Raw genomic sequence first — 16,207 nt, 5'->3', positions numbered from 1 at the left:
TCCTCCTCAGCTCGCGGGTACGATGGTGACGGGGACGGCCGGGTCGCCGGCGGAGAGCTTGAGCCCCTCCCACGGGATGGAGATCAGGCACTGGCGCAGGTGGTCCCGCGACTCCTCCAGCGTGGGCAGTGTCTCCGGCTCGCCCGACACCACGTACGAGCGCTGGAGCAACCGGTCGTTGGGCTGCCGGTCCGGCACGCCCTGCGGGACGATGACCTCCTCGGTGGCGGTCCCGGTCGGCTTGTGCCGGCGGACCGCGACCTTCCGGCCGCCGATGGTGGCCTTGTGCTCGGAGCGTTTGACCACCGGCCGCCCCTCCACCTCGACCAGCTTGTAGACCAGTCCGGCGGTGGGCGCGCCGGAGCCGGTCACCACGGCGGTGCCGGCGCCGTACATGTCCACCGGTTCGGCGGCGAGCGCGGCGATCGCGTACTCGTCGAGGTCACCGGAGACGATGATCTTCGTCTCGGTGGCGCCGAGCGAGTCGAGCAGCTCGCGGGACTGCTGGGCGATCACCGCGAGGTCGCCGGAGTCGATCCGGACCGCCCGCAGCTCCGGCCCGGCCACCGCGATCGCGTTGCGGATGCCCTGGGCGATGTCGTACGTGTCGACCAGCAGCGTGGTGTCCTTGCCCAGCGTGGCGACCTGGGACGCGAACGCGGCCCGCTCGTCGTCGTGCAGCAGTGTGAAGGCGTGCGCGGCGGTGCCCGCGGTGGGGATGCCGTAGCGCTGCCCGGCGGCCAGGTTGGAGGTGAACCGGAACCCGGCCAGGTACGCGGCTCGCGCCGCGGCGACGGCGGCCTCCTCGTGCGCGCGGCGGGAGCCCATCTCGATCAGCGCCCGCCCCCGTGCGGCGGTGACCATCCGGGCCGCGGCGGCGGCGACCGCGCAGTCGTGGTTGAGCACCGACAGCACGAGCGTCTCCAGCACCACGCACTCGGCGAACGTGCCGGACACGGTGAGGATCGGGGAGCCGGGGAAGAACAGCTCGCCCTCGGCGTAGCCGTCGATGTCGCCGGTGAAGCGGTAGTCGGCCAGCCACTGCGCGGCCCGGTCGTCCACCACACCGGTACGGCGCAGGAAGTCGATCTCGGCCGGGTCGAACCGGAAGTCGCGGATCATCTCGATCAACCGGCCGGTGCCGGCGACCACCCCGTACCGGCGCCCGGCCGGCAGCCGCCGGCTGAACACCTCGAAGACGCAGCTTCGGTCGGCCGTGCCGTCACGCAGCGCGGCGCTGACCATGGTCAGCTCGTAGTGGTCGGTCAGCAGCGCGGGGCGAAGGGTGCTCACCGCTCCAGCCTAGAGTTCAGTCCGGCTCCGTGCCGTCGTGCCCCGGCATCGACCGCAGCGCGGCCCGCAACTCGCCGCGCCCGGCGACGCCGAGCTTGCTGTAGACGCGCTGGAGGTGGTTCTCCACCGTTCGCGTGGACAGGAACAGCCGCTCCGCGATGGCCCGGCTGGTCACCCCGTCGGCGGCCAGGCGGGCGACCTCCCACTCCCGGTCGCTGAGCGTCGGGCGGAGCCGCCGCAGCGCCGGGGTGGAGATCTCGTCGCAGCGGCGCAGCAGGTCGGCGAGGCGTTCCCGGACCGGCCCGGTGGCGCCGGCGCGGGCGTTCCGCGTCCGGTGCAGCGCCATGGCGGTCGCCTCGGCGGCGTACACGGTCAGCTCGCGGTCGGCGAAACCGTCGGCGACGGCCAGCAGGGCGTCCGGGGCGCCGTCGGCGGCGGCCCGGCCGAACCGGGCGACGAGCGGCGGCAGCACGCCGTCGACCCGCTCGGAGAGCTCGGCCAGGCGTTGCGCCACGGTGCGCCGGCCGCCGTCGGTGCAGGTCGGGCCGACCGGCGCGGCGGCCTGGTCGAACCGGACCAGGTCGAGCAGGACGAGCAGCTCGTGCCCGGCCAGGCCGTCCTCGCGCAGCCGGTCGGCGAGCGCGCACAGGTGCTTGGTGGCCGCCGGCAGGTCACCCGTCGCGGCCTGGACCGCGCCCCGGGCCTGCTCCAGCCAGGGATAGAGCACGGCCATGCCGGGGGCGTGCGTCCGGTCCGCCTCGGCCATCGCGTCGGCCGCGTGCGTCACGTCCCCGCGCAGCGCGGCGGCCTGGGCGCGCTCGGCGTGCGCCAGCCCGGCGTACACGCGGCTGGTGGCGAGCACCGCGCACGCCTCCAGGCTGGTCCGCAGCGCCTCGTCGCCGCGCCCGCGCAGCCGCGCCGCGTACGCCTGGAGGATGGCCAGGTAGCCGGTGCCGAGCCGGAAGTCACCGGCCCCGGCCAGGTCGGCGAACTCGTCGGCGACTATCGCGTCGATGCCGGGCAGGTCGCCGGAGAGCGTCAGCCGGGTGCCCCGGGCCAGCTCCATGGCGAGCTGGAGGTAGGGCATGTCGGCCCGCCAGCACGCCGCCTCGGCCTGGACCCGGGCGATCGCGGTGGCGCTGCGCTGATACTGCCCCTGCGCGGCCTGGAGGTGGGCCAGCGTGCAGCGGGCCAGCTCCCGGGCGGCCATCGGGGCGGCCGGGCGGTCGAGCACCTCCTGCGCCAGCCGTACCGCGACGTCGACGTCGAGCCGGTGCAGTCGCATGATGGCCTCGAACGCGCGTACGCGAGTCCGGTCGGCGGGGTCGCGCAGCTCCTCGCCGCGCGCGGCGATCTCCTCCACCGTGGACTCCCGGTTGAGTCCCCAGTAGCTGACCATGCCCCGGACCGTCAGCCACCGGCTGCGCCGGCGGTCGTCGTGGATCTCCCCGGCGACCTGGTCGAGCACGCTGATCGCCTCGTCCGGCCGGTCGCCGAACATCAGGATGGTGGCCAGCAGCTCGGCCGCGTCGGTGCCGCCGCCGGCCTCCAGCGCGGCGCGGGCCAGCCGGGTGGCCAGCGGCACGTCGTACCGGCCGAACGCCTGGACCGCCGCGTCGAGCAGCAGGGCGACGTCCTGCGCCGTGCCCGAGTCGAGCCGCCACACCGCGACCCGCAGCAGGTCGTCGCGGCGGCGCGTGCCGACCTGCTCCAGCAGCCCGGCGAGGGTGGCCTGGAGTCGGCGGGTGCGGCTGACCGGGCAGTGCCGGCGCATCACCTCGCCGTAGAGCGGGTGCGCCAGGCGGACGTTGAGCCGCCGGTCGTCGTGGATCAGGGTGATGAGCCCGCGCTCCTCGGCCGTCTCCACGTCCGCCGGGTCGACCGCCCGTTCCAGCAGTTGCAGGCCCAGCGGCTCGCCGAAGGCGACCAGCTCGACCACCGCCCGGACGCCGGGGGTGAGCTGCCCGATCCGGGTGTCGATCAGGTCGGTGAGGCTGGGCGCCAGCTCCAGCCGCCCGGTCCAGGTCCAGATCCCGTACGTGCGGCGCAGCTCGTCGTCGGCGGCCAGGACCAGCTCGCGCAGCAGCAGCGGGTTGCCGGCGCAGAGCTGGAAGAGCCGGTCGGAGGAGCCGGCGTCGACCGGTCCACCCAGGATGGCGGCGAGCAGACCGGTGGTCTCGCTGCGGCCGAGCGGGCCCAGTTCGACCAGTTCGACCAGGTCGTCGGTCCAGAGCGCGCGGATCGGCAGCGGGATCTGCTCGCCGTTGCGCAGCGTCCCGATGACTGTGGCGTTCTCGGAGCGGGCGACCAGGTGCACAAGCGCGGCCGAGGGTGGGTCGAGCAGGTGCGCGTCGTCGATGGCGAGGACGATGGGCCGGCCGGCGGCCTGTTCCTGCAGCACGTCGACGGCCCAGCGCAGGATTCCGGCGGGGGAGAGCCCCTGCGGCTGGGTGGCGGGCAGCACCTGGACGAGCCCGCCGAAGGGGAGCGCGGCGGTGGTGGCGCTGGCCGCGATGGACCAGATCGCGTACCGCTCGGGGGAGAGCTCGGAGACGCCCTCGCGCAGCAGCCGGCTCTTGCCGACCCCGGCGTCGCCGCTGAAGAGCAACCCGCGCCCCCCGGGTCGGCCGATCGTCGACAACAGACGGTTGAGTTCATCCCTACGGCCGACGAACTCCCACCTACTCATCGGAGCAGCATATCGACCGTGTTCCGTCCGCGTGCGGGCCGTTACGCAGTGAAGTTGAGTAATCTGGCCGTTACCCATGAGTATCGGAGGTGTTCGTTGTCGGATGGCCGACAGCCGTACTCTTCCGACAGCCCCTGCAACCAGGGAAAAGCCGCGACCGGCACCCCGGTCGCCTGACCGGGAGGCCACCTGATGACGCCGGGTCCACTCCCCTCGGTCGACGTGCCCGACCCGCGCCGTCAGGCCGGCCCGCCCGGGTGCGCCCCGCTGCCGACCCGGCTCGGGGCGGCCACGCCCGGACCGGACGATCCGATGGCCGTGGTCGTCGCCGGCCCGGCCGGCGCCGGCCGGCGCGAGGTGATCGCCGGCCTGCTCGGGATCGACTCCGCGACGCTCGCCGTGCCCGCGGGAAGCAACCTGCTGGTCCAGCACGCCGAGAAGGCGACCCGCGCCGCGTACGTCCCGGGCTACCGCCAGCCGCACGCCTACGGCGCCGACCCGATGGCGACCGGCCCGGCGCTGGCCCGGCCGCCACGCCGGGTCGAGCTGAGCCTGCCCGACCCGCTGCTGCGGCACTTCGCCGTGGTCGACACGCCGGACACCGGCACGCTCGGCGTGGCCGGCGGCCGGGTGCTGCGCGACGCCGTCGGCCGGGCCGGCGCGCTGCTCTTCGTGATCTCCGCCGACCAGGCGTTCAGCGCGGCCGAGCTGCACCTGCTCGCCGAGATGGCGCGCGCCCGGGTCGAGGTGTTCTTCGCGGTCACCCCCGGCACGACCGGCTGGACCGCGTCGGCCGACGGCCCGGCGGCGGAGGCCACCGGTCCGTCCGCCCGCCGGCTCGACCCGGTGTCGGTCTCCATCGAGGCGCACCGCGCGGCGCTGCTGGCCGCGGTGCCGGCGCTCACCCCGGCCCGGTGGTTCCCGGCCCGCCGGGCCGAGCTGCCGCACCTGCGGCGTGCGCTGGTCGGCTGGGCCGCCGACGAGGGACTGCGCCGCGGCAGCGCAAGCCCGCCGGTGCCGCCCGGCGCGCACGGCCGGGTGCCGGTGCTGGCCGGCGTCGAGCCCGGCGAGCTGGCCGACCGGATCGACAGGGGGTCACGAGCCTGCGCCCGCCGGATCCGTCAGCACCTCGCCCTGGAGTTGGCGAACATCCACCTGCGGGTGGTGCAGGAGATCGTCTTCGGGGTCGGCTGCGCCGGCCTGCCGCAGATGCTCGACCGCGAACTGGAGGCGCTGTCGCTGCTCGCCACCGCGCAGTGCGACGAGGCCGTCCGCGGTCTCGTCGACGCCGCCGCCGCCCGGGTCTTCGGCGCGCCGCTGGCAGAGGGCGTACGCGGGCGGATCGCGCACGCGGTGCGCTGTAGCCTGGCCGACCATCCGGACGGCCGGGAGCTGGACCGGGTCCTCCTGGTCACCAGCACGGCCGGGGTCGCCGCGCTGACCGGCGAAGGCGCTCTCGACGCCCTGGCCGGGCTGCCCGGCGGGCAGCGGGACGAGATGCTCCCGCCCGTGGGCGTCGCCCTCAACGGCGGCTGCTGGCAGCACTGGCGGGCGACCGACAACAACGACCCGAACGCCGCCCGGTCCTGGGCCCAGCGCGCGCTGCGCGAGGTCGAACTCGAACTGTCCCGCGAGGTGTCCCGCCGCTTCGAGGTGATCCGTCTCTCGCTGACCGGGGTGCTCGCCGATGCTGTCGACCACGGCATCCTGCTTGCCTGACCACGGCGCGGGCACACCGCGACCCGGGCTCGCGTACGCGGCCCGGGCGGGTGACGACGGCCGCCGCGGTGTTCCGGTTCATCGGTTCCCCGGATCCGGTGGCACGATGGGGGGCATGGCGGCTCCACAGGTTGCGCCGGTCGAGACGCCGGACACCGAAGAGGTGCCGGTCTCCGACCGGCCGTGGGTGACCATCGTCTGGGACGATCCGGTCAACCTGATGACGTATGTGACCTGGGTGTTCCAGAAGCTCTTCGGATACAGCCGGGAGAAGGCGGAGCGGCTCATGCTGGACGTGCACCACAAGGGCAAGGCCGTGGTGTCCACCGGTGCCCGGGAACGGATGGAGCACGACGCGGCGCAGCTGCACGCGTACGGTCTCTGGGCGACGGTGGAGAGGTCATGAGCATGTTCCGCCGCCGGGGCGACCACTACGTGGCGACGTTCGCCGTCGACGAGGTCCGGGTGCTGCGCAAGGTCGCCGCCGAGGTGGTCGGGCTGCTGACCGACGGCTTCGACCACGGTGACCCGGTGGTCGGCCGGCTCTTCCCCGACGTCTACCCGGACGACGACGCCGGCACCGCCGAGTTCCGCCGCTACACCGAGGGCGATCTGAAGACCGGGAAGATCGACCAGGCGGGCGCGATCCTCGCCGCCCTGCCCGACGGCGACTCCGGCGGCGAGGTGCGACTCGACGCGGAGGCGGCCGAGGCGTGGCTGCGTGCGCTCAACGACGCCCGGCTGGCGATGGGCGTACGCCTGGAGATCAAGGACGGCACCGACCTGGGTGAGGAGCTCGACGACGCGGTCGCCGAGGACCCCGGTTCGTCCCGGGTGTTCCAACTGTCGGTCTACGCCTACCTCGGTTATCTGCAGGAGTCCCTGCTCAACGCGCTCATCGACTGAGTGGTGACGGTTGCCACCTCGCCGCCCGGCCCGGCCAGGGGCTAGGCTGGTGGCGTGCTGAGCATCGACCGGTCGATCATCGACGCGATCGTCGCCCACGCGCGTCGGGACCACCCGGACGAGGCGTGCGGCGTGGTCGCCGGCCCCGTCGGCAGCGACACCCCGACCCGGCACATCCCGATGGACAACGCGGCCCGCTCCATGACCTTCTACGAGTTCGACTCGATGGAGCAGTTGCGGGTGTGGCGGGAGATGGACGACCGCGACGAGGAGCCGGTGGTGATCTACCACTCGCACACCGCGACCGAGGCCTACCCGTCCCGCACGGACGTCTCCTTCGCCGGCGAGCCGGGCGCGCACTACCTGCTCGTCTCGACCCGCGAGCCCGACACCGAGGAGATCCGCTCCTTCCGGATCGTCGACGGCGTGATCACCGAGGAACCGGTGAAGATCGTGGATGCCGCCGTGGACCCGAACGCCGTCCAGTCCTACATGTTCGGGCAGAGCCCGGCGACGGTCGACTACGAGTGTTCCGACCGCTGACCTTCAGCGCCGGCACCTTCCTTTTCCCGTCACCTGGCACCATCCCGAACGAGGAGCACGAGACATCATGGCCATCGAGGTTCGCATCCCCACCATCCTGCGCAGCTACACCGGCGGCGCGAAGGTCGTCGAGGGCAGCGGCGACACGCTCGCCGACCTGATCGCCGACCTGGATTCGCGGCACGGCGGCCTGAAGGCCCGCCTGGTCACCGACGCGGGCGTGCTGCACCGGTTCGTCAACGTCTACGTCAACGACGAGGACGTCCGTTTCCTGGGCGCGCTCGACGCCAAGCTCAACGACGGCGACAGCGTGACCATCCTGCCGGCCGTGGCCGGTGGCGCGTTCGGCTTCGCGGCCGCCGCGGCGATCGCCTCGCACGCGGTCTCCACGCGCGCCGCCCGCTGAGGGGGCCCGCGATGGCGCGGTACGACAGCCTGCTCGACGCGTGCGGTGGCACCCCGCTGGTCGGGTTGCCCCGCCTCTCGCCGACGGTTCCCGCCGGGGCGCCGCCGGTGCGGCTCTGGGCCAAGCTGGAGGACCGGAACCCGACCGGCAGCATCAAGGACCGCGCGGCGCTGTACATGGTGCGCGCGGCCGAGGAGGCCGGCCGGCTCCGTCCCGGTGACACGATCCTGGAGCCGACCAGCGGCAACACCGGCATCTCGCTGGCCATGGTGGCGAAGCTGCGGGGCTACCGGCTGGTCTGCGTGATGCCGGAGAACGTCTCCACCGAGCGGGTGCAGCTGCTCCGGATGTACGGCGCGGAGATCATCTTCTCGCCGGCCGCCGGTGGTTCGAACCAGGCCGTCGCGACCGCGAAGCAGATCTCCGCCGAGCACCCGGACTGGGTGATGCTCTACCAGTACGGCAACGAGGCGAACGCCCGGGCGCACTACGAGACGACCGGACCGGAGCTGCTGCAGGACCTGCCGGGCATCACCCACTTCGTGGCCGGGCTGGGCACCACCGGCACGCTCATGGGCACCGGCCGCTTCCTGCGGGAGAAGGTCGACGGGATCCAGATCGTGGCGGCCGAGCCGCGGTACGGCGAGCTGGTCTACGGTCTGCGCAACATCGACGAGGGCTACGTGCCCGAGCTGTACGACGCGGGTGTGCTGTCTCGCCGTTTCTCCGTGGGCACCCGGGACGCCGTGCTGCGGACCCGGCAGCTCGTCGAGGTGGAGGGCATCTTCGCCGGGTTCTCCACCGGCGCCATCCTGCACGCCGCGCTCGCGGTGGCGCACGAGGCGGTCCGCGACGGCCGCCGCGCCGACGTGGCGTTCGTGGTCTGCGACGGCGGCTGGAAATACCTGTCGACCGGCGCGTACGGCGGCACGCTCGCCGACGCCGAGGAGTCGCTGGAGGGGCAGCTCTGGGCCTGACGGTCCGGCGACGGTCCGGCCGGTGGTGTCCCCGCCGGCCGGACCGCCGCACCTGCCCGGAGCGGACGTGTATGGGTGTCACGTTGATGACAACTTCCGGCAGATGATTCTTGCCCGACCGGGGCGGCGCGTAGGCTGCGCAGCGTGGCGAGCGCGTCGGTAGAGATCATCGGCGGCGTCGCCGCCGGCGCATCGACTACTCATGGTGAGATCGAGGCCACCGGATGAGACTGACCGTCCTCGGCTGCGCGGGCAGCTTCCCGGGCCCCGAATCGCCCTGCTCGGCCTATCTCATGGAAGCCGAGGGCTTCCGGCTCCTGATCGACTTCGGCGTGGGTTCGCTCTCCACGCTCCAGCGCTACGTCGGGCTGCACGCCCCCGACGCGGTCCTCCTCACCCACCTGCACTGCGACCACATGTTCGACGCGGTGTCCTACGTGGTGGTGCGCCGGTACGCGCCGGACGGTCCGTACCCGCCCCTGCCGATGTACGCCCCCTCCGGCGCGCCCGACCGGCTCGCCGCCGCGTACGGGCAGGAGGAGGGCTCGGTGGAGGACGTCTACCAGTTCTACGGTCTCCAGCCGGGCACGTTCCCGATCGGCCCGTTCAGCGTCACCGTCGACCGGATGAACCACCCGGTCGAGACGTACGGGGTGCGGCTGGAGCACGGCGGGCGGGTGTTCTGCTACTCCGCCGACACCGCGCCCTGCGAGGCGTTGCTGCGCCTGGCCCAGGACGCCGACGTGTTCCTCTGCGAGGCGAGCTACATGGACGGCGTGGAGAACCCGCCGGATCTGCACCTGACCGGCCGGGAGGCGGGCGAGGCGGCCACCAAGGCGGGCGTGGGGCGGCTGCTGCTCACCCATCTCGTACCGGCCTGGGGCAGCGAGTCGCAGACGGTGGAGGCGGCGGCCGGGGCGTACGCCGGGCCGCTGGACGTGGTGCGGCCCGGCGCCTGCTACGACGTGTGACCCCGGCGGCGGCCGGGCCGTGTCGGCGGACACCCGCGGACGATCCGATCACCGCACCGCATAGGGTGCAGGCATGGCGCGACCTGACGGGCGGGAGCCCGACCAACTCCGACCGGTGACCCTGACCCGGGGCTGGAGCACCCACCCGGAGGGTTCGGTGCTCGTCGAGTTCGGCGCGACCCGGGTGCTCTGCACGGCGAGCGTCACCGAGGGCGTGCCGCGCTGGCGCAAGGGTTCCGGGCTGGGCTGGGTGACAGCCGAGTACGCGATGCTGCCCCGGGCCACCAACACGCGCTCGGACCGGGAGAGCGTGCGCGGCAAGGTCGGCGGGCGTACCCATGAGATCTCCCGTCTGATCGGCCGCAGCCTGCGTGCCTGCGTGGACCTCAAGGCGCTCGGCGAGAACTCGATCGTGCTCGACTGCGACGTGCTCCAGGCCGACGGCGGCACCCGGACCGCGGCGATCACCGGCGCGTACGTCGCGCTGCACGACGCGGTGACCTGGCTGGCCGAGCGCAAGGCGCTGGCCGGCAAGGTGGAGAAGGTGATGCACCGTTCGGTGGCGGCGGTGAGCGTCGGGGTGATCGGCGGCGAGCCGATGCTCGACCTCTGCTACGCCGAGGACGTCACCGCCGAGGTCGACATGAACGTGGTGTGCACCGGCGCCGGCGACTTCGTCGAGGTGCAGGGCACCGGCGAGGCGGGTGTCTTCGCCCGCGATCAGCTCGACGCGCTGCTCGACCTGGGCGTGGCGGGCTGCCTGGAACTGGCCGACGCGCAGCGGAAGGCGCTCTCGTCATGAACAAGGTCCTGCTGGCCACCCGGAACCGGAAGAAGCTCGTCGAGCTGCAGCGGATCCTGGACGGCGCGCTCGGCGCGCACCGGATCGCGCTGCTCGGCCTCGACGACGTCGAGGAGTACCCGGAGCTGCCGGAGACCGGCCTCACGTTCGGCGAGAACGCGCTGATCAAGGCGCGGGAGGGCTGCCGGCGTACCGGCCTGCCGACGATCGCCGACGACTCGGGGCTGGCGGTGGACGCGCTCAACGGCATGCCGGGCGTGTTCAGCGCCCGCTGGTCCGGCCGGCACGGCGACGACCACGCCAACCTCCAGCTCGTGCTGGACCAGGTCGGCGACGTGCCGGACGAGCACCGGGGCGCGGCGTTCGTCTGCACCGTCGCGCTGGTGCTGCCGGGCGGCAAGGAGCACCTGGTCGACGGCCGCCAGTCCGGCCGGCTGCTGCGCGCGCCGCGTGGCGAGGGCGGCTTCGGCTACGACCCGATCTTCCTGGGCGACGGGCAGGAGCGCACCAACGCGGAGCTGACGCCCGAGGAGAAGGACGCGGTCAGCCACCGCGGCAAGGCGCTGCGGGAGCTGGCCAAGCTGGTCGCGAAGGTGCTCCCGCCCGCCACCTGAGATCAGCCCAGCGGGCCGATCTCCCGTTCGATCGCCGCGCGCAGCTCCGGGCCGCGTACCACGTCGCGCGCCGCCTCCATCAGCGGCGCGAGGAACACGTCCGGTCCCGGCTCGCCGATCGTGCGGCCGAGCACGTCGAGCGCCGCCCGCCCGGCCGGTGACGGCGTCAGCGGGGCGCGGAGCTGGAGCCCGCGTACGGCCGCCAGCAGCTCCACCGCGAGCAGGCTGGTCAGGTTGTCCAGCACGGTGCGCAGCTTCTTGGTGGCCGCCCAGCCCATCGAGACGTGGTCCTCCTGCATGCCGCTGGTGGGCAGCGAGTCGACCGAGGCGGGCGCGGCGAGCCGGCGGTTCTCCGCCACGATCCCGGCGGCGGTGTACTGGGCGATCATCAGCCCGGAGTTCACCCCGGCGTCGGGGGACAGGAACGCGGGCAGCTCCCGGGAGCGGGTGACGTCCAGCAGCCGGTCCACCCGGCGTTCGGCGATCGCGCCCACCTCGGCGGCGGCGATGGCCAGGTAGTCGGCGGCGAAGCCGAGCGGCGCGCCGTGGAAGTTGCCGGTCGACTCGACCCGCCCGTCCGGCAGCACCACCGGGTTGTCCACCACGGACAGCAGTTCCCGGCCCGCGACCACCTCGACGAAGTCGAGCGTGTCCCGGGCCGCGCCGGCGACCTGCGGGGCGCAGCGCATGGAGTACGCGTCCTGCACCGCGTGCGCCAGGTCGTCGCGGTGCGAGTCCATCACCGCCGAGCCCTGCAGCAGCCGGTGGATGTTCGCCGCCGAGGCGGCCTGGCCGGGATGCGGGCGGATCGCGTGCAGCTCGGGCAGGAAGGGCCGCTCCGAGCCGAGCATCGCCTCGATGGCGAGCGCCGCTGTCACGTCCGCCATGGCGAACAGGTGCCGGGCGTCGGAGACGGCCAGCAGCAGCATGCCGAGCATGCCGTCGGTGCCGTTGATCAGCGCCAGCCCCTCCTTGGCGGCCAGCGACACCGGCTTCAGCCCGACCTGGTGCAGCGCGTCGGCGGCCGGGACGCGCTCCCCGGACGGGCCGAGCACCCAGCCCTCACCGAGCAGCACCAGCGCGCAGTGCGCCAGCGGCGCCAGGTCGCCGGACGCGCCGAGCGAGCCGTGCTCCGGCACCCACGGGGTGACGTCGTGGTTGAGCAGGTCCACGAGCGCCTCGGCGACCAACGGGCGTACCCCGGAGCGGCCGAGCGCCAGCGAGCGGACCCGCAGCAGCATCATGGCGCGTACCACCTCGCGCGGCATCGGCGCGCCCACCCCGGCGGCGTGCGAGCGGATCAGCGCGTGCTGCAGCTCGGCCCGGCGCTCCGGTGCGACGAACGTGTTGGCGAGCGCGCCGAACCCGGTGGAGACGCCGTACACCGGCCGCCCGGCCGCCTCGATCCGGTCCACGATGGACCGGGAGGTGGCCATCGCCTCGGTGGCGGCCGGGTCGAGCACGACCTTGGCGGTGCCGCGGGCCACCGCGAGCACGTCGGCGGGGGTGACCCCGGTGGACAGGATGGTCACTGTGGTCATCGCGGCACTCCGTTGTGCAGAACCTGGCGGATCAGTGGCACCCCCGGCCGGTAGGCCAGGTGCAGGTGGGACGGGGCGTCGAGGATGATCAGGTCGGCCCGCGCCCCGGGGGTCAGCCGCCCCACGTCGGTGCGGCGCAGCGCCGCCGCCCCGCCGGCGGTAGCGGCCCACACCGCCTCCGCCGGGGTCATCCGCATCTCGCGTACGGCGAGCGCGACGCAGAACGGCATCGACGACGTGTACGACGAACCGGGGTTGCAGTCGGTGGCGAGCGCGACCGTCACGCCCGCGTCGAGCAGCCGCCGGGCGTCCGGGTACGGCGACCGGGTGGAGAACTCGGCGCCCGGCAGCAGCGTGGCGACCGTCTCCGAGCCGGCCAGCGCGTCGACGTCGGCGTCGGTCAGGTGGGTGCAGTGGTCGACGCTGGCCGCGCCCAGCTCAACGCCGAGCCGTACGCCCGGCCCGGGGCCGAGCTGGTTGGCGTGCAGCCGTACGCCCAGACCGGCGGCCTGCCCGCAGGCGAGGATCGCCCGCGCGTGGTCGGCGTCGAACGCGCCCCGCTCGCAGAACACGTCGATCCAGCGGGCGTACGGCGCGGCGGCGGCGAGCATCGGCCCGCAGACCATGCCCACGTAGTCGTCCGGGCGGTCGGCGTACTCGGCGGGGACCACGTGCGCGCCGAGGAACGTGGTGTCCTCGGTGAACTCGGCGGCGATGCGCAGCGAGCGGGCCTCGTCGGCGACGGTGAGGCCGTACCCGCTCTTGATCTCGACGGTGGTGGTGCCCTGCCGCAGCATCTCCGCGCGTAGCCGGCCCACAGTGGCGCGCAGGTCGCCGTCGGAGGCCGCGCGGGTGGCGCCGACTGTGGTGCGGATGCCGCCGCCGGTGTAGGGCTCGCCGGCCATCCGGGCGGCGAACTCGGCGGCCCGGTCCCCGGCGAAGACCAGGTGGGCGTGGCTGTCCACGAAGCCGGGCAGTACCGCCGCGCCACCGGCGTCGATCCGCCGGTCGGCGGCGGGCGCGTAGCGGGCCGACCCGATCCAGGCCACCTGGCCGTCCTCGACCAGTAGCGCGGCGTCGCGCCTGATGCCCAGCGGGTCGCCGTCGCGGCCGTCGTTCGTGACCAGCTCGCCGATGTGGTCGACGAGCAGGCTGCCGCGCGTCACGAGTCCTCCTTCGCGGTCACCGCCGCGATCGCGTCCCGCAGCTCGGTGGGCACGTCCACGGTCAGGTGCCGGCCGCCGTCCACCACCGGCCTCCCGTCCACGATCACGCTCGTCACGTCGGCGGCGGTGGCGGCGAAGAACGCGCCGGCCGGCGGCACCCCGGCGGTGCGGGCGCTGTCCAGCCGTACCGTGACCAGGTCGGCCCGCTGCCCGACGGCGAACCGGCCGGCGTCGCCCCAGCCCAGCGCGGCGTGCCCGCCGAAGGTGGCGGCGCCGAGCAGCTCGGCCGGCGTGAAGTGCCCCCGCCGGCGGGTACGCAGCCGCTCGTCCATCTCCAGCGCGCGGGCCTCCTCGAACAGGTCCACCACCGCGTGACTGTCGCTGCCCAGGCTCAGCGGGCTGCCCGCGTCGGCCATCCGCCGCACCGGGCCGACCCCGTCGGCCAGGTCGCGCTCGGTGGTGGGGCAGACGCAGACCCGGGTACGGCTGTCGCCGAGCAGCGCCACGTCGGCGGCGGTCGGGTGGGTGGCGTGCACCGCTGTGGTGTGCGGGCCGAGCACGCCGTGGTCGGCCAGCAGCCGCGTCGGGGTGCAGCCGTGCACGGCCCGGCAGGCGTCGTTCTCGGCCGGCTGCTCGGACAGGTGCACGTGCAGCGGCAGCCCGTTGCGGTCGGCCCAGCCGGCCACGGTGGCGAGCTGCTCGGCCGGGACCGCGCGCACCGAGTGGATGGCCGCGCCGAGCCGGACGTGGTCGTCGGCCGGCCCGAACGCGTCCACCCGCGCCGCCCAGCGCAGCGCGTCGCCGTCACCGAACCGGCGTTGCGGCCCGGTCAGCGGCGCGCCGTCCACGCCCCCGGCCAGGTACGCGGTGTCCAGCAGCGTGAGCCGGATCCCGGCGTGCGCGGCGGCCTCCACGAGCGCGGCGGACATGGCGTTCGGGTCGTCGTACGGGGTGCCGCCGGGACCGTGGTGCAGGTAGTGGAACTCGCCCACGCAGGTGATCCCGGCCAGCGCCATCTCCGCGTACACGGCGCGGGCCAGCGCCAGGTAGGTGTCCGGGTCGAGCCGGGTCGCCACCGCGTACATCAGGCTGCGCCAGGACCAGAAGTCGCCGCGCCCGTCGTGGGTGCGCCCGCGCAGCGCCCGGTGGAAGGCGTGCGAGTGGGCGTTGGCGAGTCCGGGCACCGTCAGGCCGGGCAGCCGGACCGCGTCGCCGAGCACCTCCACCCCGGCCGTCGGCGGACGGTCGACGGTCAGCGGGGTGACAGCGGTGAGCCGCCCGTCGGTCGCCTCGATCAGCACGTCCCGGGTGGGCTCGGCGCGGTCGGGCAGCCAGGCGTACTCGGCCAGCCAGCGGGTCAGCGGCATGCCAGCTCCTCCAGGACCCGGGCCAGGGCGGTCACCCCGGCGGCGCAGTCGGCGTCGGTGGCCGCCTCGGCGGGGGAGTGCGACACCCCGGTCGGGTTGCGCACGAACAGCATCGCGGTGGGCAGGTGCGCCGCCAGCACCCCCGCGTCGTGCCCGGCGCCGGTGGGCAGCACCGGCGCGCCGAGTAGCGTGGCCAGCCGGTCGGCCAGCCCGCCGTCGAACGTGACGAGCGGGGTCGCCGACTCCTGGGTGCAGGTCAGCGCGGTCCCGTCGCGGCCGGCCCGGTCGGTGGCCTTGGCGCGTACCGCCTCGACCAGACCGTACAGCGTCTCCGCCTCGGCCGCCCGCGCGTCCAGCCAGCCGGTGACCCGGGACGGAATCGCGTTCGTCGCGTTCGGCTCGACCGACACCCGCCCCACAGTGGCGTGCGCGTCGCGCAGCCGGGCCTCCTTGTTCGCCGCCAGCACGGTGAACGCGTAGGTGAGCATCGGGTCGCGGCGGTCGGCCATCCGGGTCGTACCCGCGTGGTTGCCCTCGCCGGTGAAGTCGAACCGCCACCGGCCGTGCGGCCAGATCGCTGACGCGACAGCGACCGGCGCGTCCTGGTCGACCAGCGCGCGGCCCTGCTCGACGTGCAGCTCCACGAAGGCCGCGAAGCGGCCGAGCAGCGCCGGGTCGGCGCCCGCCGGCCGCTCGCCCAGCGCCTGGGCGAAGGTCGTCCCGGCCTGGTCGCGCAGCCCGGCCGCGCGGTCGACGTCGATCTCGCCGGTGAGCAGCCTCGACCCCAGGCAGGGTACGCCGAACCGCGCGCCCTCCTCCTCCACGAACGCGGCCACCACCACCGGCCGTTCCGGGGTGATGCCCGCGGCCCGCAGCTCGTCCACGGCGAGGAACGCGCTGACGATGCCGAGCGGACCGTCGTACGCGCCGCCGTGCGGCACCGAGTCGAAGTGGCTGCCGGTGAGCACCGCGTCGCCGGCCTCCGGGTCGCCCCACCAGGCGAACAGGTTGCCGTTGCCGTCCTGCTGAACCGGCATCCCGCGGGCGTCGGCCTGGTTGTGGAACCACTCCCGCAGCCGCAGCTCCGGTTCGGTCAGCGCGTAGCGCAGGTAGCCGCCGCTGCCCTCGTCGCGCCCGATCGGCGCGATCTCGTCCCACAGCTCCCGGAACCGGTTAGGAAGGGACCCTTCCCATGCAGAATGCGTTAACAAGG

At 74.3% G+C, this 16,207-nt stretch carries 15 protein-coding genes; 9 read left to right on the top strand and 6 right to left on the bottom strand.

All coding sequences use genetic code 11. From position 1 onward, the window contains the following. Positions 1 to 6: 6 nt before the first annotated feature. Together HA073_RS02665 and HA073_RS02660 are read right to left on the bottom strand one after the other, a co-directional pair. On the bottom strand, positions 7 to 1,293 hold the full coding sequence (locus tag HA073_RS02665; RefSeq protein ID WP_166455608.1) for a nicotinate phosphoribosyltransferase: 1,287 nt from the start codon (positions 1,291 to 1,293) through the stop codon (positions 7 to 9). Between the two features lie 16 nt (positions 1,294 to 1,309). Next, positions 1,310 to 3,982, bottom strand: coding sequence for a LuxR C-terminal-related transcriptional regulator (locus tag HA073_RS02660; RefSeq protein ID WP_113971899.1), 2,673 nt, complete (start codon positions 3,980 to 3,982; stop codon positions 1,310 to 1,312). A 192-nt stretch (positions 3,983 to 4,174) separates the two neighbouring features. On the opposite strand from HA073_RS02660, the gene HA073_RS02655 reads away from it, so the two are divergent. The 9 genes from HA073_RS02655 to rdgB all read left to right on the top strand — a co-directional run bounded on the left by HA073_RS02655 (position 4,175) and on the right by rdgB (position 10,920). Next, a complete protein-coding gene (locus HA073_RS02655) occupies positions 4,175 to 5,701 on the top strand; it encodes a hypothetical protein (protein ID WP_064446922.1) in 1,527 nt (508 codons plus the stop codon). 115 nt (positions 5,702 to 5,816) lie between these two features. Then, positions 5,817 to 6,107, top strand: coding sequence for an ATP-dependent Clp protease adapter ClpS (gene clpS, locus HA073_RS02650; protein WP_030501849.1), 291 nt, complete (start codon positions 5,817 to 5,819; stop codon positions 6,105 to 6,107). Then, a complete protein-coding gene (locus HA073_RS02645) occupies positions 6,104 to 6,607 on the top strand; it encodes a DUF2017 domain-containing protein (protein ID WP_030501848.1) in 504 nt (167 codons plus the stop codon). The genes clpS and HA073_RS02645 overlap by 4 nt, the downstream gene beginning before the upstream one ends. Before the next feature lie 54 nt (positions 6,608 to 6,661). Next, complete coding sequence (locus tag HA073_RS02640) at positions 6,662 to 7,150, top strand: Mov34/MPN/PAD-1 family protein (RefSeq protein ID WP_030501847.1); 489 nt, start codon at positions 6,662 to 6,664, stop codon at positions 7,148 to 7,150. A 67-nt stretch (positions 7,151 to 7,217) separates the two neighbouring features. Continuing rightward, positions 7,218 to 7,556, top strand: coding sequence for a MoaD family protein (locus HA073_RS02635; RefSeq protein ID WP_030501846.1), 339 nt, complete (start codon positions 7,218 to 7,220; stop codon positions 7,554 to 7,556). An 11-nt stretch (positions 7,557 to 7,567) separates the two neighbouring features. After that, positions 7,568 to 8,533 carry a PLP-dependent cysteine synthase family protein gene (locus HA073_RS02630; protein WP_043326204.1) on the top strand — a complete coding sequence of 322 codons (966 nt, stop codon included), beginning with the start codon at positions 7,568 to 7,570 and terminating at the stop codon, positions 8,531 to 8,533. Positions 8,534 to 8,757: 224 nt separating this feature from the next. Beyond that, positions 8,758 to 9,504 (top strand): MBL fold metallo-hydrolase, encoded by a 747-nt coding sequence (locus HA073_RS02625; protein WP_043326202.1) that lies wholly within the window; start codon positions 8,758 to 8,760, stop codon positions 9,502 to 9,504. A gap of 73 nt (positions 9,505 to 9,577) precedes the next feature. Beyond that, on the top strand, positions 9,578 to 10,306 hold the full coding sequence (gene rph / locus HA073_RS02620) for a ribonuclease PH (protein WP_043326200.1): 729 nt from the start codon (positions 9,578 to 9,580) through the stop codon (positions 10,304 to 10,306). Beyond that, entirely contained in the window at positions 10,303 to 10,920 is a 618-nt protein-coding gene (gene rdgB / locus HA073_RS02615; RefSeq protein WP_043326198.1) for an RdgB/HAM1 family non-canonical purine NTP pyrophosphatase, read from the top strand. The genes rph and rdgB overlap by 4 nt, the downstream gene beginning before the upstream one ends. A 2-nt stretch (positions 10,921 to 10,922) precedes the next feature. Here rdgB and hutH read toward each other — a convergent pair whose 3' ends face one another. Genes hutH through HA073_RS02595 form a run of 4 tightly spaced genes read right to left on the bottom strand, consistent with a single transcriptional unit; the run spans position 10,923 to position 16,205 of the window. Further along, entirely contained in the window at positions 10,923 to 12,461 is a 1,539-nt protein-coding gene (gene hutH / locus HA073_RS02610; protein WP_069087525.1) for a histidine ammonia-lyase, read from the bottom strand. Further along, positions 12,458 to 13,627, bottom strand: coding sequence for an imidazolonepropionase (gene hutI / locus HA073_RS02605; protein ID WP_064446923.1), 1,170 nt, complete (start codon positions 13,625 to 13,627; stop codon positions 12,458 to 12,460). Before hutI ends, hutH begins: the two co-directional genes overlap by 4 nt. Beyond that, positions 13,624 to 14,988: a formimidoylglutamate deiminase gene (locus HA073_RS02600; RefSeq protein WP_166455659.1), complete on the bottom strand. Its 1,365-nt coding sequence runs from the start codon at positions 14,986 to 14,988 to the stop codon at positions 13,624 to 13,626. The genes hutI and HA073_RS02600 overlap by 4 nt, the downstream gene beginning before the upstream one ends. Further along, positions 14,985 to 16,205, bottom strand: coding sequence for an allantoate amidohydrolase (locus tag HA073_RS02595; RefSeq protein WP_166455607.1), 1,221 nt, complete (start codon positions 16,203 to 16,205; stop codon positions 14,985 to 14,987). The genes HA073_RS02600 and HA073_RS02595 overlap by 4 nt, the downstream gene beginning before the upstream one ends. Positions 16,206 to 16,207: the final 2 nt, after the last annotated feature.

The sequence above is a fragment of the Micromonospora sp. CMU55-4 genome, assembly GCF_011602315.1.
GTDB classification, from domain to species: Bacteria; Actinomycetota; Actinomycetes; order Mycobacteriales; family Micromonosporaceae; genus Micromonospora; species Micromonospora chalcea.
The sequence above is the reverse complement of the archived record's forward strand: the minus strand, read 5'-3'. Positions and strand labels throughout refer to the sequence as shown.